The 26,106-nt window shown below is 67.7% G+C and carries 25 protein-coding genes and 1 pseudogene; 7 read left to right on the forward strand and 19 right to left on the reverse strand.

The window, feature by feature from the left end:
- Positions 1–54: 54 nt before the first annotated feature.
- The 18 genes from ACO2SS_RS04460 to ACO2SS_RS04545 all read right to left on the reverse strand — a co-directional run bounded on the left by ACO2SS_RS04460 (position 55) and on the right by ACO2SS_RS04545 (position 17,087).
- Positions 55–450 (reverse strand): hypothetical protein, encoded by a 396-nt coding sequence (locus ACO2SS_RS04460; protein WP_423276384.1) that lies wholly within the window; start codon positions 448–450, stop codon positions 55–57.
- A 177-nt stretch (positions 451–627) separates the two neighbouring features.
- Positions 628–903: a hypothetical protein gene (locus ACO2SS_RS04465; RefSeq protein WP_423276385.1), complete on the reverse strand. Its 276-nt coding sequence runs from the start codon at positions 901–903 to the stop codon at positions 628–630.
- Positions 904–906: 3 nt separating this feature from the next.
- Positions 907–1,818: a cation diffusion facilitator family transporter gene (locus tag ACO2SS_RS04470; RefSeq protein ID WP_423276386.1), complete on the reverse strand. Its 912-nt coding sequence runs from the start codon at positions 1,816–1,818 to the stop codon at positions 907–909.
- On the reverse strand, positions 1,815–2,978 hold the full coding sequence (locus ACO2SS_RS04475) for an adenylate/guanylate cyclase domain-containing protein (protein ID WP_423276387.1): 1,164 nt from the start codon (positions 2,976–2,978) through the stop codon (positions 1,815–1,817). The genes ACO2SS_RS04470 and ACO2SS_RS04475 overlap by 4 nt, the downstream gene beginning before the upstream one ends.
- Positions 2,979–3,064: 86 nt before the next feature.
- Positions 3,065–4,441 carry a TolC family outer membrane protein gene (locus tag ACO2SS_RS04480; protein WP_423276388.1) on the reverse strand — a complete coding sequence of 459 codons (1,377 nt, stop codon included), beginning with the start codon at positions 4,439–4,441 and terminating at the stop codon, positions 3,065–3,067.
- Positions 4,442–4,723: 282 nt separating this feature from the next.
- Positions 4,724–7,975, reverse strand: coding sequence for an efflux RND transporter permease subunit (locus ACO2SS_RS04485; protein ID WP_423276389.1), 3,252 nt, complete (start codon positions 7,973–7,975; stop codon positions 4,724–4,726).
- Between the two features lie 11 nt (positions 7,976–7,986).
- Positions 7,987–9,282, reverse strand: a complete 1,296-nt coding sequence (locus tag ACO2SS_RS04490) for an efflux RND transporter periplasmic adaptor subunit (RefSeq protein WP_423276390.1) — start codon at positions 9,280–9,282, stop codon at positions 7,987–7,989.
- Between the two features lie 119 nt (positions 9,283–9,401).
- Positions 9,402–9,779: a hypothetical protein gene (locus ACO2SS_RS04495; RefSeq protein WP_423276391.1), complete on the reverse strand. Its 378-nt coding sequence runs from the start codon at positions 9,777–9,779 to the stop codon at positions 9,402–9,404.
- A 17-nt stretch (positions 9,780–9,796) separates the two neighbouring features.
- Positions 9,797–10,201 carry a hypothetical protein gene (locus ACO2SS_RS04500; protein WP_423276392.1) on the reverse strand — a complete coding sequence of 135 codons (405 nt, stop codon included), beginning with the start codon at positions 10,199–10,201 and terminating at the stop codon, positions 9,797–9,799.
- A 202-nt stretch (positions 10,202–10,403) separates the two neighbouring features.
- Positions 10,404–10,775 carry a hypothetical protein gene (locus ACO2SS_RS04505; protein WP_423276393.1) on the reverse strand — a complete coding sequence of 124 codons (372 nt, stop codon included), beginning with the start codon at positions 10,773–10,775 and terminating at the stop codon, positions 10,404–10,406.
- The gene (locus ACO2SS_RS04510; RefSeq protein ID WP_423276394.1) at positions 10,775–10,948 is read right to left on the reverse strand and encodes a hypothetical protein; all 174 of its coding nucleotides are present in this window, start codon (positions 10,946–10,948) and stop codon (positions 10,775–10,777) included. Before ACO2SS_RS04510 ends, ACO2SS_RS04505 begins: the two co-directional genes overlap by 1 nt.
- A 12-nt stretch (positions 10,949–10,960) precedes the next feature.
- Positions 10,961–11,380 carry a MerR family transcriptional regulator gene (locus ACO2SS_RS04515; RefSeq protein ID WP_423276395.1) on the reverse strand — a complete coding sequence of 140 codons (420 nt, stop codon included), beginning with the start codon at positions 11,378–11,380 and terminating at the stop codon, positions 10,961–10,963.
- A 218-nt stretch (positions 11,381–11,598) separates the two neighbouring features.
- Complete coding sequence (locus ACO2SS_RS04520; RefSeq protein ID WP_423276397.1) at positions 11,599–12,579, reverse strand: arsenic resistance protein; 981 nt, start codon at positions 12,577–12,579, stop codon at positions 11,599–11,601.
- 314 nt (positions 12,580–12,893) lie between these two features.
- Positions 12,894–13,094, reverse strand: a complete 201-nt coding sequence (locus ACO2SS_RS04525; protein ID WP_423276398.1) for a hypothetical protein — start codon at positions 13,092–13,094, stop codon at positions 12,894–12,896.
- Between the two features lie 49 nt (positions 13,095–13,143).
- On the reverse strand, positions 13,144–13,680 hold the full coding sequence (locus ACO2SS_RS04530; protein WP_423276399.1) for an SCO family protein: 537 nt from the start codon (positions 13,678–13,680) through the stop codon (positions 13,144–13,146).
- A 141-nt stretch (positions 13,681–13,821) separates the two neighbouring features.
- The gene (locus tag ACO2SS_RS04535; protein ID WP_423276400.1) at positions 13,822–14,295 is read right to left on the reverse strand and encodes a DUF411 domain-containing protein; all 474 of its coding nucleotides are present in this window, start codon (positions 14,293–14,295) and stop codon (positions 13,822–13,824) included.
- Between the two features lie 30 nt (positions 14,296–14,325).
- Complete coding sequence (locus tag ACO2SS_RS04540) at positions 14,326–14,943, reverse strand: cation diffusion facilitator family transporter (RefSeq protein WP_423276401.1); 618 nt, start codon at positions 14,941–14,943, stop codon at positions 14,326–14,328.
- Positions 14,940–17,087, reverse strand: coding sequence for a heavy metal translocating P-type ATPase (locus ACO2SS_RS04545; protein ID WP_423276402.1), 2,148 nt, complete (start codon positions 17,085–17,087; stop codon positions 14,940–14,942). Before ACO2SS_RS04545 ends, ACO2SS_RS04540 begins: the two co-directional genes overlap by 4 nt.
- Positions 17,088–17,193: 106 nt before the next feature.
- Between ACO2SS_RS04545 and ACO2SS_RS04550 the strand changes: the two genes are divergently transcribed.
- From ACO2SS_RS04550 to ACO2SS_RS04580, 7 genes are all read left to right on the forward strand, one after another.
- Positions 17,194–17,601, forward strand: coding sequence for a MerR family transcriptional regulator (locus tag ACO2SS_RS04550; protein ID WP_423276796.1), 408 nt, complete (start codon positions 17,194–17,196; stop codon positions 17,599–17,601).
- Positions 17,602–17,694: 93 nt separating this feature from the next.
- A complete protein-coding gene (locus tag ACO2SS_RS04555; RefSeq protein WP_423276403.1) occupies positions 17,695–18,390 on the forward strand; it encodes a class I SAM-dependent methyltransferase in 696 nt (231 codons plus the stop codon).
- Positions 18,387–18,896 (forward strand): signal peptidase II, encoded by a 510-nt coding sequence (gene lspA, locus ACO2SS_RS04560; protein ID WP_423276404.1) that lies wholly within the window; start codon positions 18,387–18,389, stop codon positions 18,894–18,896. The genes ACO2SS_RS04555 and lspA overlap by 4 nt, the downstream gene beginning before the upstream one ends.
- Positions 18,897–18,951: 55 nt before the next feature.
- On the forward strand, positions 18,952–20,070 hold the full coding sequence (locus tag ACO2SS_RS04565; protein WP_423276405.1) for a L,D-transpeptidase family protein: 1,119 nt from the start codon (positions 18,952–18,954) through the stop codon (positions 20,068–20,070).
- A 622-nt stretch (positions 20,071–20,692) separates the two neighbouring features.
- Complete coding sequence (locus ACO2SS_RS04570) at positions 20,693–21,088, forward strand: FixH family protein (protein ID WP_423276406.1); 396 nt, start codon at positions 20,693–20,695, stop codon at positions 21,086–21,088.
- Positions 21,085–22,557 (forward strand): efflux RND transporter periplasmic adaptor subunit, encoded by a 1,473-nt coding sequence (locus tag ACO2SS_RS04575; RefSeq protein ID WP_423276407.1) that lies wholly within the window; start codon positions 21,085–21,087, stop codon positions 22,555–22,557. Before ACO2SS_RS04570 ends, ACO2SS_RS04575 begins: the two co-directional genes overlap by 4 nt.
- Positions 22,554–25,727: an efflux RND transporter permease subunit gene (locus ACO2SS_RS04580; protein WP_423276408.1), complete on the forward strand. Its 3,174-nt coding sequence runs from the start codon at positions 22,554–22,556 to the stop codon at positions 25,725–25,727. The genes ACO2SS_RS04575 and ACO2SS_RS04580 overlap by 4 nt, the downstream gene beginning before the upstream one ends.
- Before the next feature lie 28 nt (positions 25,728–25,755).
- Here the strand turns inward: ACO2SS_RS04580 and ACO2SS_RS04585 are convergent.
- A pseudogene (locus ACO2SS_RS04585) lies at positions 25,756–26,036 on the reverse strand (DNA ligase D); the annotation flags it as partial.
- Positions 26,037–26,106: the final 70 nt, after the last annotated feature.

Here is a 26,106-nt window from a genome sequence, read left to right on the forward strand (position 1 = left end):
CCCCGAAAAGCGGACATGGCTTCGGGAGCGCCCCGGCGGTGCCGGGTCGCCCGATCAGGCTATGTCGGGGGTTCTCGGTGGCTTCCTGGGACCTTCGTGCAGGATCCCGTGTCCACGGGCGACGAAGGACGGCAACGCGGCGGTGGTCTCGACGAGCGAAACCGCTGCGTCACGGCTTACGGGCGCGATGGCGGTGGCGCAGAAGCTGCCGCAGCAATCACCCTTCGAACCGTGATGATCCCGCCCCTCGGCGGTCCCCCCGTGGCTGTCGGCGCCCGGACCGTGGTGGTGGTGGTCGCTCGTGTCGTCGTGGTGGTGGTCCGCGACGGCGGGGGTGGGGTGCATGGGCGCGATGCGCGCCATGGCCGAGCCGTGGAGCACGAACGACACAAAGGCCACGAGCATGAAGCTCGCGACCAGCCGTCGAATATGTGTCCACGTACGGTGCAACGTTGGCCTCTCGCCGGAGACAACTCGATCCCACGGCCTTCGTTCAAGCGGTTCCGAACTTCGTCGTGAAGCAGACCTCTCCTTCACCCGGGCCGATCCGGCGTAGACCTTCCAACAGGGGTAAGGTCAAGCTCCTTTCGACCTAACCTGGCCACACCACGTTCGGGCTTCTTCCACTTAATCTGCGACCTCCTCCTCATCGCTGTGGCGAGAATGGTCGTCGACGAGGCACCGCGTCGGGGTGCAGACGAGCGTGACCACTCGCCCTGAACCTTCGCGACACGAGGCCTCGTAGACAACCGTCTCTTTCGAGGACGAGACTTCCCGAACGTCCTGCGGAAGGCAGCGCGCGACCTGCAGCGCGCGCTTGAGGTGGTGATGGTCGGCCAGCACGTTCGTTGGAAAGGCGAGGACGACTAGGGTGCCGAGTAGGGCGGGTTTGATGAGATGCATAGGTCAGACGGGCAGCGTCGGTTCGGTGTCCCCGGATGTCGCGTCCTCGACTTGGATGGTCAGGTGGCCGATTCCGAACTCGTCCGCGACAAGCCTGCGGGCATCAGCGAGCACCCGCCCGGCTTGGGCCGGGTCCGCAACGACGAGGTGACCACTCATCGCGTCCATGCCTGAGGTGATGGTCCAGACATGAAGGTGGTGGGTTGCAATCACTCCCGGGATCGCTCGCAGGCGGTCGTCGAGGCGAAGGACGTCCACACGCGCAGGAGTAGCTTCGAGGAGGATGGCCGTCGCTTCCTTCAGCAGGTTCCAGGTTCTCGGGACGATGAAGAGCCCGATGCCCGCCCCGATTATCGGGTCCGCCAGCCGCCACCCGGTGAGCATCACGACGGCTGCGGCGACGATGACGCCGACCGATCCCAGCATGTCCGAGAGCACCTCGAAGTAGGCGCCGCGGACGTTCAGGCTTTCGCCCGATCCGCCGGAGAGGAGCCGCATGCTGACGAGGTTCACCCCGAGTCCTACGGCGGCCACGATCAGCATCGGAAGCCCGAGCACCTCTGGCGGGTTCCTGAACCTCTCGTAGGCTTCGTAGAGGATGTAGATCGTCAGCAGGAGCAGGACGACGGCGTTCCCGAGAGCAGTCAGGATCTCGGCCCGAAGAAGGCCGTAGGTGCGTTCCGGTGTGGCCGGACGTTCGCCGAGCTTGATGGCGAGAAGCGCGAAAGCGAGCCCACCGGCGTCGGTCAGCATGTGGGCCGCATCGGCAAGCAGCGCCAAGCTACCGGTAACAAGTCCGCCGACGACCTCAGCGGCCATGTAGGTCAGCGTCAGGGCCAAGGCCCAGGTCATGCCCCGCTTGTTTCGGGAGGCCGCCGATCCGGCAGAACCTCCGTGGGAGTGGCCGCCGCTCATGCCGCCTCGGATCTCATGTCTGCCATCCCGCTGGGTGTGCGAACGGTCGCGCTGGTCGCGAGTGCGACGAGTTCTGGGGTCTCACGGTCCCCATCTCGGCTCGGGAGAGGGCGGACGAGCAGGCTGTTCGGGAGTTCGGACCCGAGTAGGGCGACGAAGCGCCTGGATGCGACGAGATCGAGATCCTCCTCCTTCGCGCGGCGCTCTATTCGCCCGAGGGCGTTCATCGCCGGGCCGAGAACAGTCATTTCCGCGCGAAAGCCGTCGTCCAGGATGCCGGCGAGGAGCGTTCCCGCGTGCAGTACGGCGACGAGCCGGATCTCGGGCAGGCCTCGTACCGCGCGGCCGCCGTTCAAGGCTTCGATCCTCGCCCTGATAATCAGCACGGCGCTCAGTGCCGCGGTGGCTTGGCGAGTTGGCTCACCGTCGAAGAACTGTGCCAGGACCGCGTCGCCCACGTACTTGTCCACGCTGCCCCCGGCTTCGCCGATGGCGGCGTTCACGAGCGCGCGAACCTGCAGCAGCCAGCTCAGGACCTCGTCGGGCGCGTGCCGCCGGCTCAGTTCAGAAAAGCCCCGTATGTCGATGGCGAGCAGGCACGCGTGCCGGCGGCGAACGCCAGTGGCCGGGCCGGTTCCAGGAGGAACGAAGCGCGAGAGAAAGGCGCGCTCCCGCTCCGAACGGATCGAGGTGCGAACCGCCGTCCTGAGGCGTGCCGTCCCCTGTAAAACGAAGCCCGAGGCGGCCACGAAGCTCGCCAAGCTGAAGAGGTGCGCACTCAACGCGGCCGATGGAGCCATGCCGATGGTCCAAGCGACGGCGACCGCGCCGGCCCATGGGAAGACCACCAAAGCCGCAAACGCCGCAGTACGAATTGGTTCGAGCGCCAAGCCGCTCGCCAGGAGTAGCAGGAACGCCGGGACCAAGGTGGCGGTATGCGCGGCCGAGCGCGTGAAGTCGTTCGCGACGAAAACGTGCTCAGCGAGCAGGTACCCGGCGAACAGCCCGTCGAGGCATGTCGCGATCCAGTCGCGGCGTGGCGTGCTGCCGAACGCGATCAGCGCCGTGCAGAGGCCGTAGCCCGCCACGACCAGCCAGTGCGAGGCGGAATGCTGCGATCCACCCTCCAGGGCCGCCGATGCGAGGAGGACGGCGAGCACGACAAAGCGCGGAACCAAAGTCGTTGTGGCATGAGCTACGCCGGGGTCGCTATCGCCTGACGACCCCGTATCCGAGACGCTGGCGCTCATCGTCCGTCGGTGGTCACGAGCCCCCATGGCAGATCCCTGACCTGTTCGTAATGCTGCCCCGGCCGGTAGCGCTGGACGGACAGGCCGAGCGACGCGGCGCTGAGACGGCCGACCGACTGGGCCACCGAGAACGCTCCCACGACGCGGTCCCTCTGCGCGACGATGAGGTTCACCCGGGCGATGAGTAGCTCCTGCTGCTGGTTCAGGACGTCCAGGGTCGTACGCTGTCCCGCCCGCGCCTCTTCGCGCACGCCCGTCAACGCGACCTCGTTGGCCGCTACCTGCGCCTGCGCGGAGATGACGGTCGCTTTCGCGGCCTCCAAGGCTCCCCAGGCCGAGAACACGGCCGAACGAACTGCGTCCCGGGTCGCTTCGGCCTCAATCCGACGTTGTCCCGCGACCTCCTTCGCCTGCCGGACCCGGGCGTAGGTCTCTCCACCCTCGTAGATAGGCACGGAGAGTTGGGCGACGAGCGACGTCGAGAGCGTCCTGTCTCCCGGGCTGGACGTGTCGTATCCACCGCCGAAGCTTCCGACGAGGTTGAGGCTCGGGGCGAGCTCTCCTTCGACGACCTTCACCTGGAGTTCGGCCGCGTCCACGGCGTGCAGGGCGGAAAGGACGGCCGGGTGCTCGGCCAACGCGATCCGGACGGCTTGGGCGAGGGACGCGGGAACGAGCCGGTCCGGCGGCTTACCCGGGGCGAGTTGCCGGGGCTCCACGCCCACGATCCGTCGGAAGGTGGCGATGGACGACTGGAGGTTCGCCTGCGCGACGCTGACCTGCGAGCGCGCGCCTTCCAACCGAGCCTCGGCCTGCGCAAGGTCTGTTCGCGTGATCTGCCCGGCCACGAGCCGCTCGCGGGTTTGCCGAAGCTGCTCTTCGAGAACCTCGACGTTGTTGCGTTGCAAATCGAGGGTGGCGGTGTCCCGCAGCACGTCCATGTAGGATCGCGCGGCCGAGAACAGTGTCTCCTGCTCCGTCTGCCGTAGCGTCTCTCGCGCGCCCAGGATTCCGCTTTCCGCCTCGCGGACGGAGTTCACGGTGCGAAATCCGTTGAACAGGTTCTGGGTGACCTGGAGCGCGGCCTGTCTCGGGAACAGAGCGTCGCGGGTATTCACGAGCGCACCGGACGAGCCTGTTCGCCCCGTCTCGTAACTCGCGCCGGCGGTAGCGGAGGCCGCCACGGTCGGACGGTACCCAGAAAGAGCCCGAGGCACGTTCTCGTCGGTGGCCCGCAAGGAGGCGCGGCCGGCGTTCAGGTCCGGATTGCCCATGTAGGCCTTGGCCAGGGCTGACGGCAGCGTCTCGGCCGTCGCGGTGCCGGCGAGCGCCAGCGTCACCGCCGCGGCGCGAAAGAAGGAGCGCACCGTCATCGGCTCTTTTCCGCGTTCGGTCTGGTACGGCGCGCCGGCTTGGGTTCCGGCGATTGTTCGGAGCAGTGGACGAATGCGTCGTCGTCCGGCTCGCGGTGGCGGTCCGACATGGCCGGCGTGCCCGGTAGCTTGCGATCCCGAAGCGGATGATGCGGCCCCGGGATGCACGTCCCGCGCTCCGTCCTGATCGGCGGACGTTCCGTCGTGGCCAGCGAAGGCGAGCAGACCGCGACGGCGGCGCCGATAAAGGCGACCCTTAGTGTCTTCGACATGCTTGTGCCCTCACTCGGCCGCTAGCGGGATAGGGCGGTACTCGTGCTCCGGCTCCGCTTCGGACCGAGCCGGGGCGTCCGCCGTCCCGAACAGGGCGTAGAGCGCCGGCAGAACGAGCAGGGTCAGCAGCGTCGCGCTGATGAGGCCGCCGATGACGACGGTCGCCAGCGGCTTCTGGACCTCGGCGCCGGTACCGGTCGCGAGTGCCATCGGCACGAAGCCGAGCGAGGCCACGAGCGCCGTCATGGCGACCGGCCGCAGCCGGGTCATGGCGCCCTCCATGATCGCGTCGAGCTTGGGCCGTCCTTCCTCGACCAGCTGCTTGACGAAGGTGAGCATCACGAGGCCGTTCAGAACGGCGACGCCCGACAAGGCGATGAACCCCACCGCTGCGGACACGGAGAACGGCATGCCCCGAAGCCACAGGGCCAGGATTCCTCCCGTCAACGCGAGCGGCACCGCGCTGAACACCAGGAGCGCGTCCTTCGGTGAACCGAGCGCCTGGTAGAGCAGGAGGAAGATCAGGAAGAAGCAGCCCGGGACCACGATGGCGAGGCGCTGGCGCGCCGCCGCGAGGTTCTCGAATTGGCCACCCCAGGTGATCCAAGCGCCCGGTGGCAGTGTCACCGACGAGGCGACCTTCGCCTGCGCCTCCGCGACGACCGACGCGATGTCGCGTCCGCGGACGTTCGCGGTCACGACGATCCGGCGCTTGCCGTTCTCGCGCGAGATCTGGTTCGGGCCTTCCGAGAAGGAGAAGCTCGCGACCTGCTTGAGGGGCACCGTGGCGGCCTTCCCCGTAGCGCCTGGCGCAAGCGGGATAGGCAGGTTCTTGAGCGCCTCCAGATCGTCGCGAACGTTCTCTGGCAATCGAACGACGATCTCGAAGCGTCGGTCTCCCTCGAACAGAACGCCCGCCTCGCGACCCCCGATGGCCGCGCCGAGCACATCCTGGACGGCGAAGTGGCTCAGGCCGAGCCGCGCGATCTCGGCCTTGTCGATGCCGATCTCCAGGAACGGCAGGCCCGTCACCTGCTCGACCCGGACGTCCTGCGCGCCGTCGACGGAGCGGAGCGCCGTCGCGACCTGGTTCGCGGCGGGCAGCATGGTCGAGAACTCCTCGCCGAATACCTTCACGGCGAGGTCGCCGCGGGTGCCCGCGAGGAGCTCGTTGAACCGCATCTGGATGGGCTGGGTGAACTCGTAATTGTTGCCGGCGAGCTTCCCCACCTTCGCCTGGATCTCGGCGATGAGCTTGTCCTTGGGCAGGGTCGGGTCCGGCCACTCCGCCTCCGGCTTCAGGATGATGAAGGTGTCGGACACGTTCGGCGGCATCGGGTCCGCCGCGACCTCGGCCGTGCCCGTCTTGGCGAAAACGAACGCGACCTGCGGGAAGGAGCTCACGGCCTTCTCGACGGCCAGCTGCATGTCCTGGGACTGCGTCAGCGAAGTCGACGGGATGCGCATCGCGTGCATGGCGATGTTCTTCTCGTCCAGCTGCGGGATGAACTCCTGCCCAAGGCGCAGGAACAGTAGGCCGCTCGCGATGAAGAGCAGGACCGCCCCGGTCACGACGATCCCCGGATGACGGATCGAGCCGGCGAGCGCCGGGCGGTAGATCGCCTTCAGCCAGCGCACGAGGAACACGTCCTTCTCCTGCACCTTGCCCGTGATCACGATGGCGATGAGCGCCGGGACGAAGGTGAGGGAGAGGACAAAGGCCGCCGCGAGCGCGATGATGACGGTGAGGGCCATCGGCGCGAACATCTTGCCCTCGACGCCCGTGAAGGTGAGGAGCGGGACGTAGACGAGGATGATGATCGCCTGCCCGTAAACGGAAGGCTTGACCATCTCCTCGGCGGACCGGCGAACGGTCTCCAGCCGCTCCTCCAGGCTCAGCTTCCGCCCGAGCTCGTGCTGGCGTTCCGCGAGGTGCCGGAGCGAGTTCTCGGCGATGATCACCGCCCCGTCCACGATGAGGCCAAAATCGAGGGCTCCCAGCGACATCAGGTTCGCGCTGATGCGGCCCTGAACCATCCCCGTCATGGTCATGAGCATGGCGACCGGGATCACGAGGGCCGTGATGATGGCCGCGCGGATGTTGCCGAGAAGCAGGAACAGCACGGCGATGACGAGAAGGGCGCCCTCCGCCAGGTTCTTGGCCACGGTCCGCACGGTCGCTTCGACCAGTTGGGTGCGGTTGAGAACCGTCTTCGCCTCGATGCTCGGCGGCAGCGAGCGCGCGATGTCCCGCATACGGGCGTCGACGGCCTTTGCCACCTCGCGGCTGTTCCCTCCGATGAGCATCAGGGCCGTGCCGACCACGGCCTCCTTGCCGTTCTCGGACGCCGAGCCGGTGCGGAGCTCGCGCCCGATGGTCACGGTCGCGACGTCCTTCACCCGGACGGGAACGCCGCCGCGCGTCGCGACGACGACGTTGCCGATCTCCTCCATGCCCTCCAGGCGTCCGGCCGAGCGCACCACATAGCCCTCGCCGTTGCGCTCCAGGTACCCGGCCCCGCGGTTCTGGTTGTTGTTCTCGACGGCCTCGGCGACGTCCTTGAAGGAGAGACCGAGCCCGATAAGCTTCGCCGGCTCAGGCTGCACGTGGTACTGCTTCTTGTAGCCGCCGATCACGTCGACGCCGGCGATGCCCGGCACCGTCCGAAGCTGCGGCCCGATGATCCAGTCCTGCACCGTCCGCAGGTAGGCCGCCCGCTCGAAGTCGGAGCGGAGCCGCTGGCCTTCGGGCGTGAGATAGCTCCCGTCCGTCTGCCAACCGGGCTGGCCGTCCTTCACGGGGCGGCCGTCGCCCGGTTCCTTGAAGTGGACCGTCCACATGTAGATCTCGCCGAGCCCGGTCGAGATCGGTCCCATGTGGACCTCGGCTCCCTGCGGCAGGCTGGCCTTCGCCTCCGAGAGACGCTCGCTGACCTGCTGTCGCGCGAAGTAGAGGTCGGTCTTCTCGCTGAAGACCGCGGTCACCTGCGCGAAACCGTTGCGCGAAAGGGAGCGCGTGTATTCGAGGCCCGGGATGCCGGCGAGCGCCGTCTCCATCGGGTAGGTGACCTGCTTCTCGACGTCGAACGGCGACAGCGAGGGCACGACCGCGTTGATCTGCACCTGGTTGTTGGTGATGTCCGGGACGGCGTCGATGGGGAGCTTGGTCAACGACCACGCGCCCACTGCGCAGGCGACGAGCGAGACGAGGAGCACCAGCCAGCGCTGGCGCACCGAGAAGTCGAGGATGCGGCTGATCACGTTCCCGCCCCTCAGTGCACGTGCTCGGCCTCGGCCTTGCCGAGTTCCGCCTTGAGGACGAACGAGTTCGTGGCCGCGACCTTTTCGCCGGGGTCGAGGCCGAAGACGATCTCGACGGAGGCGTCGTCTCCCTTGCCGAGGACGACCTCACGCTTCTCGAAGCCCTTCTCGTTGCGGACGAAGACGACCTGCTCGCCCCCGATGGCCTGCAGCGCGCCGCGCGGGACCTTCATCTCGACCGGCTCTTCCGAGACGACGACGTTGGCCGTGACGTACGAGCCCGGCCTCCATGTCATGTCCTTGTTCTCGACCGACGCGATGACACGGGCGGAACGGGTCTCCTGGTTCAGGACCGGGCTGACGAAGACGATCTTCCCCTTCGAGGGCTCGGCGCCGTTCCCGGCCGAGATGGCGACCTCCTGTCCCTCGCGGATGACGGCGAGGTCGCCGCTCGGGACGGAAAGCTCGATCCAGACGGACGAGAGGTCGGCGACGACGTAGAGCTCCTTCTCCTCGCTCTCCCCGCCGATCGGCGCTCCGAGATCGACCTTGCGCTCGATGACCCTCCCGGCGAGAGGCGAGCGGATCTCGTACTTCTGCAGTCCCGCCATCGTCCGGGCGACGGGCGCGGACGCGCCGGCGGACGCCGTACGCACCGGTGCGGAGCGACGCGCGAGATCGCCGACCTCTCCTTCAGAGAACCCGAGCGCCTGGAGCTTCTGCGAGGCGAGCTCGACCCTGAGCTGCGCCTCCGTGAAGGTCTGGCGAGCGCGCAGGTACTGCTGCTCGGCCGAGATCCGCTTATCCCACAAGGCCTGCTCGCGCTCGAACAGTGTCTGCTGCAGTTCGAGGTTCGTGGTGGCCGCGAAGTATTCGCTTCGAGCCTCGGCGACCTCGCGGCTGTCGAGCACGGCGACGACCTCGCCTTTGGCTACCTGCTCGCCGAGGCGCTTGCGCATTTCGGCGACGGTCCCGACGACCTTGCCCGCGACCCGGGCGACGCGGTCGGCGTCTGTCGTCACGGTGCCAGGTACGCTAAGCTTGCGGGCGAGCGTCCCTCCGCCGACCTCGGCGACCCCGATCTTGGCCGCCTCGACCTGCTCGGCCGTCATGACGACGTGGCCTTCCGGTCCCTCCTTCTCGCCGGCACCGTGCCCGTGGCCGTGGCCGTGACCGTCCGCGGCCTTGGGCGGAGGTGGCAGGGCAAGTCCCGCTACCTCGCGGATGAAATTCGAGACCCCGGGCACGAAGGTGCCGACGAGCAGCCCCAGCCCGACGAGGGCGAGGCACAAAACGATCTTCTTCATGGGACGTCCTGACGTGACTTGCGCGGCTCGGGTCCGTCCGGGACGGACAACGACGAGCACGGGGAGCGGCGCGCCAAAGCGGGCGCGCCGGCGCTCACGCCGGCCGAAGCCGGCGAACGTCAGGCTCTAGGGGGTTCGGCGGGCGGTTCGTGCTCGCGGGCCGCCGCGAACGCATTCAACGCGGCGAACTTGACCTCGACCGCGTGCGCCACGAACTCCGGCTCTCCGGCGGCGAGCGGCACCGCTTGGTGGCAGGCGCAGTGTGCGCAGTGCTGAGCCGTTCCGGCGTGGGAGGGCTCGTTCGCGGAGTGGTGGTCCACGCCTGAACCGGTCAGGAGCACCACTCCGTCCCGACGTGGCTCCACGTCGGAGGCCGTCGCCGGCTGAAGCGCGCCCATCAGGAACGACACGCAGAGCAGCAAAGCGAGCGCACGACGCCAGAGGGCGACCGCCCCCTGGAGCCCGGAGCTCCGTCCCTGCTGCGCGACTCGTGTCATCCTGCGGGCTTATACGCTTACTTGGTGTCTAGATTGTAGCGGGCCTTGCCGACCTCCGCCGTACCCTTCTTGAGCGTTAGGGACGCGCGGAACTTGCCCTCCACAGGGAAGTCGATCTTGGCAGCAAGCTTGTTGTCGCCGGCGGGCTTGAGCTCGACCGTCTTCTGCTGGTTGCCCTTCGCCAGGACGGACGCCGTCGCGACATAGGCGGCGGCGTCGATCTTCTGCTCCTTCTCGTCCACGAGGAACAGGGTCACGTCGGACCCCTTTACGACAAGCTCGCCTTCGACGGCGCCAATCTGTTGGATCTGGCCGCCGTTCGGGGCCGCGTGCGAGTGGCCGTGTCCGCCCTGGGCGAAGACCACGGCCGGCGCCGCCATGAGGGAAGCTGCGAAGACGGCGGTGCGAAGAAGGTGCTGCACGCGAAGGGCTCCTGTCCTGGGTCCGAAGCGGCTTGTAATGTCTCTAGCGGCTAGAGCTGCAAGGCCCTTTTTCCGAGAAGGCGCAAATGTCGCAAATGAGCTGGAAGGCATGGTGATGTCCTTGAAGTTCGCGCGCCTCCTCTGCCGGGAGAGCGCACTCTGAGACGAGGGATGAGTGCCGGACGCATGCGCGCCCGCGTACTCAGGCCTGCGGCGGCTTCAAAGGGGGCGAGACGGTGCGACCCGCGTCCAGGCGGTCACTACCTGACCCGAACGCCGCGTAGGTCACGCGCCGGGCGTGGCTCTCGGCCTGTTCGGGCAGTCGGCTCGTCTTCATGCAGTGACAATGCGCCTCGGACCGTTCCGGGTCGGCGCCGAGATCCTCCAGCGTCAGCACGGAGCCCGCCCCGACTTCCTGGGCCGAGACATGGGTCGGGGCGTAGCTGAGGAGAGCGGCAAGGGTCAGAAGGACCAAAAACAGGCGAAGCGAGGCAGCGCCGAAACGCGCCCGTCCCTCCCTCGTTGGGCTGCCGCAAATCATGACGGGGACCGTAAGGCGGGACGTCTCCGCCATCAACTTCGCCAGGCCATCACCACCTCGAATACGACGATGATGACCAGGATGCCGATGACGACGAGGTACAAGGACCGGTTGGCCCGGCGCAGGATGAAGGTTCTCGGCCGGCGCCGGCCGGACCTGCCCGGCTCCAGATGGCCAAAGGACTGTCGGCGAAGCTTCTTGCTCATCCGACGTTCGGCTCAGTGCCGGTCGTGCTCGCACATGTCGTGGTCCGCGAGCACCTGGATAACGCGGCACTCGGCCACCCGGCCGTGCCCGCATTCCGAGATCATGCGGGTGAGCTCGCCGCGCAGAGCAGAAAGCTTCGCGATGCGACGGTCGACCTCGCCAAGATGGCGCCGGGCGATCTCGTCGGCTTCTTCGCACGATCCGTCCGGCTGCGCGGACATGTCGAGGAGCTCTCGGATGGCGTCGATCTCGAACCCGAGCTCGCGCGCATGCCTGATGAAGTTCAATCGGCCTACGTCGGTCTCGTCGTACCGCCGCTGCTTGCCCTCGGTTCGGGGTGGAGCAGGCAGCAGTCCAATCTGCTCGTAGTACCGTATCGTCGGAACCTTAACCTGCGCTCTGCGCGAGAGTTCGCCTATCGAGAAGTCCATGATCGCTGCCGCCTGAAGCCTCGGTCGGAGTAATCCCGGTCGCGGCGCTTGTGAACCGGCCACCGCCGTCAGTCCCTGAACCGGCCGCCAACACTTCCGGGCGTCTCGGCCCTGATCGTGGCGATCAGGCTCCGAGCACCATCCCGCCCAGAGCCAGGAACGGCAGGATCTGTCACCTCCGGAACACCGGGGAGCCGGCCCGATCCGTGCTGGTCCATCTAAGCGGGTCGCACCGGAACGGGCTTGGGAGCACCGAGCTTAGGCAACAAACGAACGTAGAGCATCTCGCTAACGAGCTCGACCAGCGTTTGTGTAACAACCACAGCTGGCAGGAGCGGAACTCCCCCTGGTACAGCGAACGCGAGCGGCAGCACCACGAGCGAGTTCCGAGTTGCCGCGCTGAAGGCAAGGGCGCGACCGGCCGGCGCATCCAGGTGGAACAGACGTCCAAACCCCCAGCCGAGCAGGGGTGCTATCAGAGCGAACGCCGTGTAAGCGGGGATTACACGCAGAGCGTCGCCGAGGGCTGGCCCAAGCTGCGGAACCACGGCCGCGACTACGACGAACAGGACCAGGGCCGTCATGGGCACGGGCAGCACGCCCAGCCCGTCCGCGGTGCGCCGCCCCGCTTGGCTTCGACGGCTCCAGACCTGCACGGCGGCAGAGAGCATTAGCGGGATCACGATGAGCCAGACGAACGCATGCACGAAAGGCCCGACCTGGACGTAACGCGCTGCGTCGTCACCAAGGAAGCCCTTTAGGTATACCGGAAGCAGGGCCATTTGCGCGATGAGGAGCGCCGGCGTCGACGCTAGCAACACCTTGCCGTCAGCCTGCCCTAGGTGAGAGAACGTGACCACATAATCTATACACGGCGTGAGCAGCACCAAGAGTACGCCCAGCCGAAGCATGGGGTCGGCGGGCAACAGGTAGATCAAGCCTCCCACCAACACCGGCAGAACGACGAAGTTGGTGAGGAGCAGCGCGGCGAAGAAGCGCACTCGGGCAAAAGCTCTTCCGAGATCTGAAAGGGGTACTTGCAGGAAGGTAACGAACAGCATCAAGGCGAGAGCGGGATTGATGACTGTCTCTAGCGACTGTGTGCCCGGCACGGTCAGCGCGGCAAGCGCACCTGCCGAAATTGCTGCAAAGTAAATCGTCAACTGCCGGTGTTCGAGTGTTTGGCGCAACGCGCTCATGGCTGCTCGCAACGATATTTAGTTGACCGGGGGAGTGATTTGCACGCGTCCGCACCCATGGATGAGGAAGACGGTGCCGCGGTCGCGCACTTGGCAGGATTGTTGGGCAGCGCGGCAAGCATGAGCAAGGAGGTGCGCAAGGGTGCTACCATGTTTTGCAGAACGTAGTGCCGGAACCTGCCCTTTCGCGTGTACCGCGTGAGCGCTGATTGCGCGCACGGTTGAGACCCACGGGAGCATCGTGAGGATGCGACGACGTAAGGAGATCCTCCAGCTAAGGCCGAACAGGTCAACGGCGTTCTCCGGGACGCCTCCTAACGACCCCCGTTCCTGATCGTGGCGACGGTCGCGCCGATCAGGGCTCCGAGCGCCGTCCAGCCGAGAAACACGCCCGCGAGGAAGGCGCCGGACGCGTTCGGCTCGGGAGCGACGAGGAGCCGGCCGAGCCCGAGCAGGGCGCCGCAGATCGCGCCACTCCGTACGGCGAGCCCGAGCGATCCGGCGTCCGGCTTCAAGGCCGCTCCCCCATTCCGCATGACCCGAATGCCAATGTGATTGACTCCGTCACGGCTGCGGTCCGGCGATGCGGCGGAGCTTAGCCAGACGCGTCTCCCGCGGCTCGTGCATGTCGAGCGTGGTTGCGAGGCGGCCCGCGTGGTCCATCACGTAGACCGTCGCGGTATGGTCGACGGTGTAGCTGTCGCTGCCCAAGGGGACCTTCCTGTATTCGGCGCCGTAGGCACGCACGGCCGCGTCCGTCTCCACGGCCGTGCCCCTCAGGGCCAAGATCCGCTCGTCGAAGGACCGCATGTACTCCGCCAGGACTTCCGACGTGTCTCGTTCGGGGTCGACGGTCACGAATAGGGCCTGCAGCCTGTCCGCGTCGGGACCGAGCTCCTTGAGCAGGTCGGTGACGTCGAAGAGCGTCGTCGGACAGACGACCGGGCAATGCGTGAACCCGAAGAACACCAGAAATGGTCGTCCTCGTAGGGTCGCCTCCGTGACGAGTTCGCCCTTGTGGCTCATCAGGGCAAACGGCCCGCCGATGCCCTGGACCGCTGCATGGGCCGTCTCGCTCCGGCCGGCCTTTCGGGGGATCACGCCTTCTCGGTAAAGGCCGAGAGAGGCGCCGGCGGCGAGGGCGACCGCACACAAGCCGGCCACCGTCCAGCGCAGGTTCAATTCACCGCCCCGCCGTCCCGAGGAACGGACCAGGTCTCCGTGCTGGCGGCAGCGGCCATGTCACAGCGCCTGATTGCCGCGATACCGGGCGAAGGTCCGCTGTCCACTTGGGCCGAACAGGGTCACCTCGTACGTCTCGGGCTCCATGCCTTCGACCTCCATCCCGGGCGAGCCCGCGGGCATGCCGGGGACGGCCAGCCCGGTCCCGCGCGGCCGTTCCACGAGGAGGCGCCTGATCGCGGAGGCCGGCACGTGGCCCTCGACGACGTAGCCGGCGACCTGGCCCGTATGGCAGGAATACAGGGATTTCGGCACCCCCAGCTTCGCCTTCAGCGGGTTCACGGGAAGCTGCGTCACCGAGACCGGGAAGCCGGCCGCCTTCAGGTGCTCGACCCACGCGTCGCAGCAGCCGCAGCTCGGGTCCTTGGTGACCTTGATCTCGGGCAGTCCCTCGGCCCGCAACCGAGTGGAGACCGCGGCCGAGCCGAGGCCGAGTAGCAGGGCTCGACGGCTGGTTCGGAAGGCGCTGGACATGTCGAGTTTCCTTTCGGTTCCGGACGACGCTCACCGCGCGGCGGCGAGGTCGCCGCGGGCGTCCTTGATGATGGCGAAGGAGGACTGGAGAAAGAGGCCGGCGACGATGGCGGCCACGGCGAGGTCCGGCCATGCCGTCCCCGTCCAGGCCACCAGGGCCGCCGCGACGATCACGGCCACGTTCCCGACCGCATCGTTGCGGCTGAACAGCCAGACGGCGCGCACGTTCGCGTCGCCCGTCCGGTGCGGAAGCAGTATCCAGGCGGACAGGACGTTCACGACCAAGGCGGCGACGCCGAAGATCCCCATGACATCCGCGTCGGGCCGGTGCAGGACCAGCACGCGGTAGGCGGAGGTGGCCAGCACGCCGAGCCCGAGGAGGCCGAGAAAGACGCCTTGCGCCAGGGCCGAGCGGGCGCGCCAGACCGTGCTCCAGCCGATGGCGACCAGACCGAGCAGCGTGATCGTGCCGTCACCCAGGAAGTCGAGGGCGTCGGCCTTCAGCGCCTGCGAGCCCGCGAGGAAACCGGCCACGATCTCCGCCGCACCCATTCCGAGGTTGAGGAGGACGACGAGCCAGAGCGCCCTTCGGTAGGCCGGGGTGGCGCCCGTGAGGTCCTGCAGCCCGTCGTCGTCGTCGCAACTCATGGCCGGATGGTCTCCGAGCGGAAGCCGAGCAGGCGCAGGGCGTTGAGCGTGACCAGCACGGTCGCCCCGGTGTCGGCGAGGATCGCGAGCCACAGCCCGGTGGTTCCGGTTATGGTGGTGACGAGGAACACGGCCTTCAGCCCGAGCGCGATTGCGACGTTCTGCTTGATGTTGCCGAGCGTCGCGCGCGACAGTCGGACCATGTCGACGACGCCCCCCACCCGTTCCCGAAGGAGGGCAGCGTCCGCGGTTTCCAGCGCCACGTCGGTGCCGCTTCCCATCGCGATGCCGACGTTTGCGGCCGCGAGCGCGGGGGCGTCGTTGATGCCGTCCCCGACCATCGCCACGCCACCCAGCGCCTTCAGCTTGGCTATCTCCGCGAGCTTCTGATCCGGAAGGAGCTCGGCCCTGACCGTAAGCCCGAGCGCGCCGCCGATGGCCTCCCCGGTGCGTGCGTTGTCTCCCGTCAGCATGACCGAGGAGATGCCCAGTCCAGAGAGCCCGCGAATGGCGGTCGCGGCGTCCGGACGTGGTTCGTCCCTGACCGCGACCAGGCCCACGGCCACGCCGTCCAGCGTCACAACGACGACCGTCTTGCCCTCGCGCTCCATGCTTTCGACGAGCGGGTTCTCGACGGAGAGGGCACCCACCTCGCGCGCGTGCCGCGGCGAGGCCACGAGGACGACCTTCCCCCCGACCCGACCCTCGACCGCCTTGCCCGCGATGGCCCGGGCCGCGAGCGCCGGCTTGACCGGGAGCCTGTCGGCGAGGGCGCGCTCCAGGATCGCCGCCGCGATGGGATGGGCGGAGCGAGCCTCCACCGCGGCCGCGAGCTCCAGGACGCGGGCCTCCTCGACGTCTCCAAGCGCCTTGACGTCCGTGACCTTGGGCTGCCCGACGGTCAGGGTTCCGGTCTTGTCGAATGCGACCGTCCTCGCGCGACCAATGGCTTCGAGGGCGGCTCCGCCCTTGATCAACAGCCCGGCCCGGGCGCCGGCGGCTAGCGCCGAGGCGATGGCGGCCGGCGTGGACAGGACCAGCGCGCATGGGCACGCGACGAGCAGGAGCGCCAGGCCGCGGTAGATCCAGGTGGACCAATCGCCGCCCAGGACGAGCGGCGGCAGCACCATTACCAGCGCGGCGAAAAGGATCGCGAACGGGGTGTAGATCTTGCTGAACCGGTCGATAAAGCGCGCGGTCGGCGACTTCGCAGCCTGGGCTTCCTCGACGAGGCGGATGATCCGGGCGATGGTGTTGTCGGCGGCCGTCTTGGTCACCCGCAGCTTCAGCGACCCGGTCGTGTTCACGCTTCCGGCGAACACCCTGCCGCCCACAGTCTTCGCCACGGGGACGGACTCGCCCGTGACGGGCGCCTCGTCCACGTCCGACGCGCCCTCGACGATCTCCCCGTCGGCCGGGACGCGGTCTCCCGGCCGAACGAGCACGATCTGATCGACCTCCAGCTTCTCGGCGGGAACCTCGCGGGTGTCGTCGCCGTCCAGCACGAGCGCCGTCCGGGGCACGAGGTCGGCCAGTGAACGGATACCCGCCCGAGCCCTTCCTGCTGCGAGCCCTTCAAGGAGCTCGCCGACGAGGAACAGGACGATTACGACCGCGGCCTCGGAGCTCGCGCCGATGGCCAGCGCACCGGCGGTCGCCACGCTCACGAGCGTCTCGATGCTGAAAGGGGTGCCGGCGAGCGCGCCCGCCCACGCCCGTCGCCCGAAGAATGCGAGCCCGAAGCCGGCTGCGGGCATGTAGGCCCACCGTTCGGGGACGCCCGCGCCGAAATGCACGGCGGCACCCAGGACGGTGAGGCCCGCGACGAGGAGCGTCAGGCGGGCCTTTCGAGTGCGCCACCAGGCGCGCTCGGCCATTTCGTCCTCGTCGTCGCCGTCGCCCGGACGGGCGCCGTCGAGAGGCGTCACGCCGTAGCCGAGACCCTTGATCGTCTTCTCGATGGAGGCCGGGTTCGTTCGCGCCTCGTCGAGCTTGAAGGCGAGCACCTGGTTGGCGAAGTTGACGGTGATCTCCTCCGCTCCGGCGAAGCGGCTCACCGCCGCCTCGATCTTGGATGCGCAGGACGCGCAGTCCATTCCGGCCACGCGGTATTTGAGCGTGCGCGGGTCGACGTTGATCGTCATGACTTGATGCCTCTCGGCTTCGTTCGACCGTGCTTATGCAGTTGAACCTTGCCGTCGTTACTGTCCGGCTTACATCCTGTAGGCGCTACAGGAGCAAGGGCCGATGATGCTGGCGATTGGCGGGTTGTCGAAGCGGACCGGCGTCAACATCGAGACGATCCGCTACTACGAGCGCGTCGGGCTGCTGCCCAAGGCCTCGCGCGCGGAGAACGGACGGCGCTTCTACGACGAGGCGGACGTGCGGCGGCTGGCCTTCATCCGCCACGCCCGGGAGTTCGGGTTCGGTCTGCCGGCCGTCCGGTCCCTGCTGGCCCTGCAGGAGCGTCCGGACATGTCCTGCGAGGCGGCTTCCGATCTGGCGCGAACGCAGCTGGTCGAGGTCGAGCAGCGGATCGCCCGGCTATCTGCGCTGAAGGCCGAGCTCGCCCGCATGATCGAGGCCTGCGAAGGCGGCTGCGTGGCGGAATGCCGGGTGGTCGAGGCGCTCGCCACGGGTTCCAGCCTACCGAACTGACCCCGGTATTCCGCCGGCCGGTGAAAAGCGCTTGCTCCTGTAGCGGGTACAGCATGTAGCGAAGGGGCCGCAGCATTCGCGCAGGCGGCCCAAGTGATCCAGGAACAGGACCGTTCGCACCACCCGCGTCCAGGGTCGCCGGCCGTCGCGGAGCCGTTCGTGCCGGCGCTCGGGGTGCACGCGCTCACCCGCTTCTACGACCGGTTGATCGCGGGCGCGCTGGCCGAGCGGTCCTGGAAGAAGCGACTTGTCGAACGAGTGGCGCCCGCGCCGGACGACATCGTCGTCGACCTGGGCTGCGGGACGGGTACGCTGGCGATCATGCTCAAGGAGGCGTGCCGCGAAGCACGTGTGATCGGGATCGACCCCGACGAGGCCATGCTCGGTCCTGCGCGCGACAAGGTCCGCTCGGCCAGCGTCGAGGTCGACCTGAGGACCGGCCGCGCGGACCGGCTGCCGCTCGGGGACGGGTCCGTGACGAAGGTGGTCTCCAGCCTGGTCTTCCACCACATGCAGCGGAACACCAAGCGGGCGGCCCTCCACGAGGCATACCGCGTCCTCCGACCGGGCGGCCGCCTCGTGCTCGCCGACTGGGCCAAGCCGCACGACCTGTTGATGCGGCTCGCCTACCTGCCGGTGCAGATCGCGGACGGGTTCCCGAACACCCGCGACAACCTCCAGGGCCTTCTGCCCGTCCTGGTGCAAGAAGCGGGCTTCCGGCAGGTCTCGGAGACATACCGGCGGCGCACCGCGCTCGGCAGCCTCGCCTTCGTCGAGGCGACGCGATGAGCGAATGGCGGGCCAGGCTCGCGGCCATCCTCGCCGGCACGGGCGTAGGCGCCGCGGCGGACAGCGGGACGAAGTCGGTCGCCGAGACCATGCTCGATCCGTCCCGGACGCCCTTCATCCCGTTCGTGGACCTGAGCCTCGTCTACAACCGGGGCATCAGCTTCAGCCTGTTCGCGACACGCGACGCGAGCGAGACGGTGCTGCTCCTCGGCATCCAGGCCGTACTCGTAGGCCTCCTGTTCGCGTGGGCTTTGCGAGCCCGGGGCGGCCTGGAGGTCGTCGCGCTTACGGCGGTGCTGGCCGGCGCGGTTGGCAACTTGCTCGACCGGGTCCCAGACGGTGCCGTGACCGACTTCCTGCACCTGCACGCGCTCGGCAGGTCTTTCTTCACCTTCAACCTGGCAGACGTGTGGATATCCGCCGGGGTGGCGCTGCTGCTCGTGGACGCCCTGTGGCGGCCGACGCCGCCGACGACCAAGGACCGCCTGGCGTCCCGGGACGCGTAGCCGGAACAATCTGACGAGCGACCCTGCAAGGGCCGCCGCGACCGATGGGGGACACATGTTGAAGAAGCTGTCGCTGTGCGCTGTGCTCGCGCTCGCGCTGTCGGCCTGCCAGGAAGCGAAGCTGGGGGGCAGCAATCGGCATCTCGCGCCGATCCCTTCTACCACGGTCGCGCTGATGGCCTCGAAGGGAGTGTCGGCCTCCGATCCCATCGTGATGCGGTCGTACAAGAAGGAGGCCGAGATCGAGCTCTGGAAAAAGGCCGCCGACGGCAAGTACGTCCACCTCAAGACCTACCCGATCTGCCGCTGGTCCGGTCAGCTGGGGCCCAAGATCCGGGAAGGGGATCGGCAGGCTCCGGAAGGCTTCTACGACGTCACCCCTGGGGCGATGAACCCGAACTCCAGCCTCTATCTGTCCTTCAACCTGGGCTATCCGAACGAGTACGACCGCGAGCACGGCCGAACCGGCGCGCACATCATGGTCCACGGCCAGTGCTCGTCGCGCGGCTGCTACGCCATGACGGACGAGGCGATGTCGGAGGTGTACGCCCTCACGCGGGAGGCCTTCGCCTCGGGACAGCGCTCCATCCAGTTCCAGTCGTACCCCTTCCGCATGACGGCGGAGAACCTGGCGAAGCATCGGCGGGACCCTCACATCGCGTTCTGGCGCAATCTCAAGGAAGGCTCCGACGAGTTCGACGTTTCGGGCGAGGCACCTCGGGTCTCCGTGGTCGCCGGCAGGTACGCGTTCAACGGCGGACAGGTCTCTGCCGCGGCGGCGAGCAAGCGCGCGAAGGACGACCGGGAGGTGGCCGAACTCGTCGCCAAGGGCACGCCGGCGATCAGGCTGGCCTACGAGGACGGCGGGCAGCACCCCGTGTTCCGCGAGCTCCTGGACGGATCTTCCGCGGCAGGCGAGGGGGCCTTCGCGCTCCTTGACGCCAGGGGCGCTCGGAACAAGCTCGGTGAAGTGAGCCGGCCCGACGCCTTGGCCGGGGGACCGCGCGAGATCGCCCTGAACGCGGAGCCGTCCTATCCGGCGAAGTCGACGGCCGCACGTTCTGCCCAGGCGACACCTGCCGCAGGCGTTCCCCCCCGTCGCTTGCCCACGCCCGGGCAGACGACGCTGGCCGAGACGAGGCAGAAGGATGCCCCGCCGCGAGCGCTCCGCTGAGATCGGAGCCGATCTAGGCGGACGGGGCCGCAGCTGCGGTGACCTCAAGTCTGGTTGCCACCGTCGCCGATGCTTTCTGGGCCAAACGGAGCGACGGCTCGATCCGGCTGGGTGCGACCCTGCACGCTCCTTTCGGCGGCGGACCGGATGTGAGACACTCCCCGAGTGAGCATCTTCGCCCTCATCTGCCGGATGCTTTCGATCCTGGCGGTCGCGAGCCTCGTCGTAGGCCAGTTCGCTGCGCCCTCGGCAGCGGCTGCCGCGCGACCGGAGGCAGCGTTGCACGTCGGCGGCGCCGGGTCAGGCTTGATGCCGGACGGAATGCCGTGCTGTCCGCCGGACGCTCCTCCCTCGCCCGATTGTCAGAAGACGTGCCCGCTCATAGCCCTTTGCGTCGCGAAGTGCGTCGGCGGCATCGCCGTCGCGGTGGGAGTTCCGGTTCGGCGGTCTTTCCCATCGAAGATCCTGGCCACGAACGACGCGGTTCCTGAGGGACCGGATCGGCCACGCCTGCCCAGACCCCCGAACTTCTGAGTTCGACCCCGGCCTCGCCGGACTCGGCCGTGCTTAGCGGCCGAACGCGACCGCGTGCGCGGTCATCGTCGAATCAGGAGATCAAATCGTGAGCATCAACCCATTTGCGCGCGCCGCAGGCGTCGCGCTCCTCTCCGCAGCCCTGGCAGGGCCGGCCCTCGCCGACGTCAAGGACTACGAGTTCCAACTCGTCCAGAACGAGCTCAAGCAGGGTGACGCCGTCCTCGCCGTCCGCCTGGTGAACAAGAAGACCGGCAAGCCGGTCCCCGATGCCGTCATCGTCGCGAAGCGCATCGACATGGCTCCCGACGGCATGGAGACGATGACGTCCAGCATCGAACCGGCACCCTCGACGGAGCCGGGCGTGTATCGCTTCAACGTGAAGCTCACCATGGCCGGAGGCTGGCGCCTGTCGCTTGCCGCCAAGGTGCAGGGAGAAGCGGGGACGGTCGAGAGAAGGCTGACGTTCAAGGCCACCAAGTGAGACGGGCGGCATGGCTCGCCGGGACCCTCGCCGCGATTGCGGCGGGGGTGACCGGCTACGTAGTCGGCCGAGACGGCGCACCCCTCGCCGCAATGGTCGATATGGCCCAGGAAGCGCTGCAAGCGGCACGCCGGCCCGGTTCGAACACCAAAGCCGCCGCGCCGCCCCCCTCCGGGCCTGTCATCTACTACCGCGACCCGGACGGTAAGCCGGCCTATTCGGCTGGACCACGCAAGACGGCGGACGGCCGGGACTACTTGGCCGTGCGAGCCAGCGAGGACGTGAGCTTCGAGGACAAGCCCGCAGCTGAGACGCCGTCCGGGGCCGGGCACGCGTCCGAGGCCTCTGCCGACACGAAGCGGGTGCTCTATTACCGCAATCCAATGGGCCTGCCTGACACGTCACCCGTGCCCAAGAAGGACTCGATGGGGATGGACTACATCCCTGTGCTCGAAGGCGAGGCAGAGGACGGAAACGTCATCAGGCTCTCTCCAGGAAAGATCCAGCGCACGGGAGTACGCACGACCGAAGCCCTGGAGCGCGTGCTTTCGGCGCCGGTCAGAGCCCCGGGCACTGTGGAGGAGGACGAGCGTCGGATCTCAGTCGTCGCGACCCGCACAGACGCCTTCGTGGAAGCGGTCGAGAACGTTACGACGGGAGACCACGTGCACAAGGGCCAGCCGCTCTTCCGGCTCTATTCGCCGGAGATAGCTTCCGCGGCCGCCCAATACCTGACCGCTATCGGATACGACGGAGCCCGGCGGCGGTTGGAGAACCTCGCCATCCCGGGCGAGGTGATCGACGAAATCGAACGTACGCGAAAGGTGCCGGCCGTCATCACTTGGTCGGCCCCGCGCGACGGGGTCGTGGTCGAGCGTAACGTGTCGACGGGAATGCGTGCTCGGGCGGGCGATGTCCTGTTCCGCATCGTCGACCACAGCCGCGTCTGGGTCGTGGCCGACGTGTCGGAACGCGACCTGGGCCGGGTCGCCGAGGGACAGGCGGCGACGGTGCGGGTACGCAGCTTTCCCGGCCGAAGCTTCGTCGGAACCGTCACCCGGATCTACCCGCACCTTGCGGCCGGGACCCGGACCGCCCGGCTCCGGATCGAGCTCGCCAACCCGGAGGGAGCCTTGCGGCCCGCGATGTACGCGGAGGTTCGGATCGAGACGGGCGCTCAAAGTCCCGTGACGAGCGTTCCCGAGGACGCGATCCTCGATACCGGGACGAAACAGGTCGTGCTGCTCGACCGCGGCGAAGGTCGGTTCGAGCCTCGGGAAGTGAAGTTGGGCCAGCGTGGGGAGGGGTACGTGGAGGTGCGAGAGGGCCTCGCTGTCGGCGACACCGTCGTGACCTCGGCCAACTTCCTCATCGACGCGGAAAGCAACCTGAAGGCGGCACTGCAGGCCCTGACCGTACCGCCCTCGGCGCCGACCACCCAGGCCATGGCCGGTGAGAAAGCCCCATGATCGGGCGCCTCATCGGTTGGTCGGCGCGCAACATCGTGCTCATCCTGATTGGGACGACGTTCGCGGTCGCTGCCGGCCTTTTCGCGCTCCGCACGCTTCCGCTGGACGCCATCCCGGACCTCTCGGACGTACAAACCATCGTCTACACGGAATTTCCGGGCCAAGCGCCGCAAGTGGTCGAGGACCAGGTCACGTACCCGCTCACGACGGCCATGCTCACCGTGCCGCGCTCCAAGGTGGTGCGCGGCTTCTCGTTCTTCGGCGTATCGTTCGTCTACGTGATCTTCGAGGACGGCACAGACCCGTATTGGGCGCGCAGCCGTGTCCTCGAATACCTAAACGGGGCCGCACGGCGGCTGCCCAGCGGAGTGACCCCGACGCTCGGGCCGGACGCTACCGGGGTCGGCTGGGTCTATCAGTATGTGATCCTCGCCAAGGAAAGGACGTTGGCCGAGCTCCGGTCCATGCAGGACTGGGTCGTTCGGTTCGGCGTCTCTCGTGCGGAGGGCGTCGCCGAGGTCGCGAGCGTCGGCGGCTTCGTCAAGCAGTACAACGTGATCGTCGACCCGAACCGGCTGCGTGCGCAAGGCGTGACGCTGGCTCGTTTGCGCGACGCGATCCGAACGAGCAACGCGGACGTGGGCGGACGGACCGTCGAGCTCTCCGAGTTCGAGTTCATGGTTCGAGGCCGCGGCTACCTGCGAAACGTCGCGGACATCGGCGACATCGTCCTGCGTACCGAGAACGGGACGCCGTTGCGCGTCTCCGACGTCGCGCGAGTTGAGCTCGGGCCGGACGAGAGACGCGGTATCGCCGAGCTCGACGGGGAGGGCGAGGTCGCCGGCGGGATCGTGCTCCAGCGGTTCGGCGCGAACGCGCTCAACGTCATCCAGAGCGTGAAAGCGCGCCTCGCCGAGGTCGCCGCGAGCCTGCCTTCCGGGACAGAGATCGTGCCGGTCTACGACCGCTCTCAGCTGATCGAGGCGGCCATAGAAACCTTGAAAACGACCCTGATCGAGGAGAGCGTGATCGTCGCGCTCGTGTGCATCGTGTTCCTCCTTCACGTGCGGAGCGCGCTGGTCGCCATCATCATGCTACCAGTCGGCATCCTGATGGCCTTCGCCGCGATGCGGGCGCTCGGCATTGGCGCGAACATCATGAGCCTCGGCGGCATCGCCATTGCCGTCGGCGCGATGATCGATGCGGCAATCGTCATGATTGAGAACGCCCACAAGCACCTGGAGCGCGCGCCGGCTGGGAAGTCCCGCACGGATGTTCTCGTCGAGGCGGCGGCCGAGGTCGGGCCGTCCCTGTTCTTCAGCCTCCTGATCATCACCGTCTCGTTCCTGCCGATCTTCACGCTGGAGAGCCAGGAAGGACGATTGTTCGGGCCGCTCGCGTTCACCAAGACCTTCGCCATGGCCGCCGCGGCGCTCCTGTCCGTGACGCTCGTTCCCGCGCTCATGGTCCTGTTCGTCAGGGGGCGGATCGTTCCCGAGCACAGGAACCCGATCAACCGCCTGCTGATCTGGGCGTACCGCCCCGTCATCGCCGGCGTGCTCCGGGCACGCGTGCTGACGGTGCTGGTGGCGGTCGTGGCGCTCGGAGCAACGATCTGGCCTGCCCGTCAGCTCGGGTCCGAGTTCATGCCGGACCTGAACGAGGGCACCCTCATGTACATGCCGACCACCTTGCCAGGACTCTCGGTGACAAAGGCCGGCGAGCTGCTCGCGACCCAGGACCGGATCATCAAGTCGTTCCCGGAGGTCGCGTCCGTCTACGGTAAGGCAGGGCGGGCCGCGACCGCGACCGACCCAGCGCCGATGGAGATGTTCGAGACCATCATAAATCTGAAGCCGCGATCCGAGTGGCGGGGAGGAGTGACCCTCGCGAGCCTACGCGCCGAGATGGACAAGGCGCTGCAGTTTCCCGGCGTGTCGAACGCGTGGACGCAGCCGATCCGCGCGCGCATTGACATGCTGGCGACCGGCATCCGCACGCCGGTCGGCATTAAGATCTTCGGGAAGGATCTGACCGAGATGGAGGCGGCCGCGCGCCAGGTCGAGGCGGTCGTACGCGCCGTCCCGGGTACGTCGAGCGCCTATGCCGAACGGGTCATCGGCGGGTATTTCCTCGACGTCGTCCCGGATCGCGTCGCGCTCGGGCGCTACGGCCTGACGGTCGGGGACGTGCAGGACGTGATCGCGACGGCGCTCGGAGGCGAGACGGTCACGAACACCGTCGAGGGCCGAGAGCGCTACACGGTGAACGTCCGCTATCCGCGTGCCTTCCGTTCAAGCCCGCAAGCCATCGCGAGCGAGGTGCAGGTACCCATGCCGGACGGGGGCGCCGTTCCGTTAGGCGAGATCGCGAAGGTGCAACTGACCCGTGGGCCGACCTCCATCAGGACCGAGAACGGGCAACTCGCGGTCTACATCTTCGTGGACATCTCCGGCCGCGATCTGGGCGGCTACGTCGCGGAGGCGCGTGAGGCGGTCGCGAAGGAAGTGAAACTGCCCTCCGGCACCACCGTCCAGTGGAGCGGGCAGTTCGAGTACCTGGAGCGAGCGGAGGCGCGCCTGCGCATCGTGGTCCCGGTCACGCTGCTGGTCATTTTCCTCCTGCTGTATCTCAATTTCAGGAGGCTCACTGAAACGCTCATCGTCATGCTGTCGCTGCCGTTCGCGCTGGTGGGCGGGGTCTGGCTGATGTGGTGGCTCGGCTTCAACATGTCCGTGGCCGTAGCCGTCGGTTTCATTGCCCTTGCAGGCGTCGCCGCCGAGACCGGCGTCGTCATGTTGATCTACCTGGATCAGGCCCTGTCGGAGATCCGGGCGGAGCGTGAGCGGGACGGTAGCTCATTCAGTCAGGCTGACCTTCGCCAAGCCATCATGGTCGGCGCGGTGGAGCGTGTCCGGCCGAAGATGATGACGGTGGTCGCCATCATGGCCGGTCTTGTGCCGATCCTTTGGAGCACGGGCGCGGGGTCGGAGATCATGCAGAGGATCGCCGTCCCGATGATCGGTGGCATGGTGTCCTCGACCGTCCTGACCCTGCTGGTGATCCCGGCGATCTACGCCCTGGTGAAAGGGCGCGATCTCCCCGACGAAGCCATATCCGACGGCAAGCACTCGGCAACGCTTGTCTCGGAAGCAGAGGTGGCGAGATGATGCACGGACGTGCTCCAACACCAAATGCGACCACGCCGCTCTCCAACAGGCCGAGCAGGCCGTCGAGGCTGCCCCAGAGCCGGGTGCCTTCGCCAGCTTCCCGCTTTTCGGTGGTCAGCTTGTGGATGGGATGGGGAACCTGCGGCAGCGGTCCCCGGTGGTAGAAGGTCGTTCCTTTGACGTGCCGGACCAACTGCGGGCAAGGTGCTCCAGAGCCTCCACGCCGACGCAGCGCCAGTAGACGGCCAGCTCCTCGCGTGAGGGAACGACCGCGTCAGGCAGTAGCTGAAGGACGTTCTCGGCCGGAACGGCGCCAATCAGTTTCAGATCCAGATGTGGGGGTAGCCGCCCCGCTCAGGGCTTCTGCAGAGATCTTCCC

It is taken from the genome of Enterovirga sp. CN4-39 (assembly GCF_049446235.1).
Lineage (GTDB): Bacteria > Pseudomonadota > Alphaproteobacteria > Rhizobiales > Beijerinckiaceae > Enterovirga.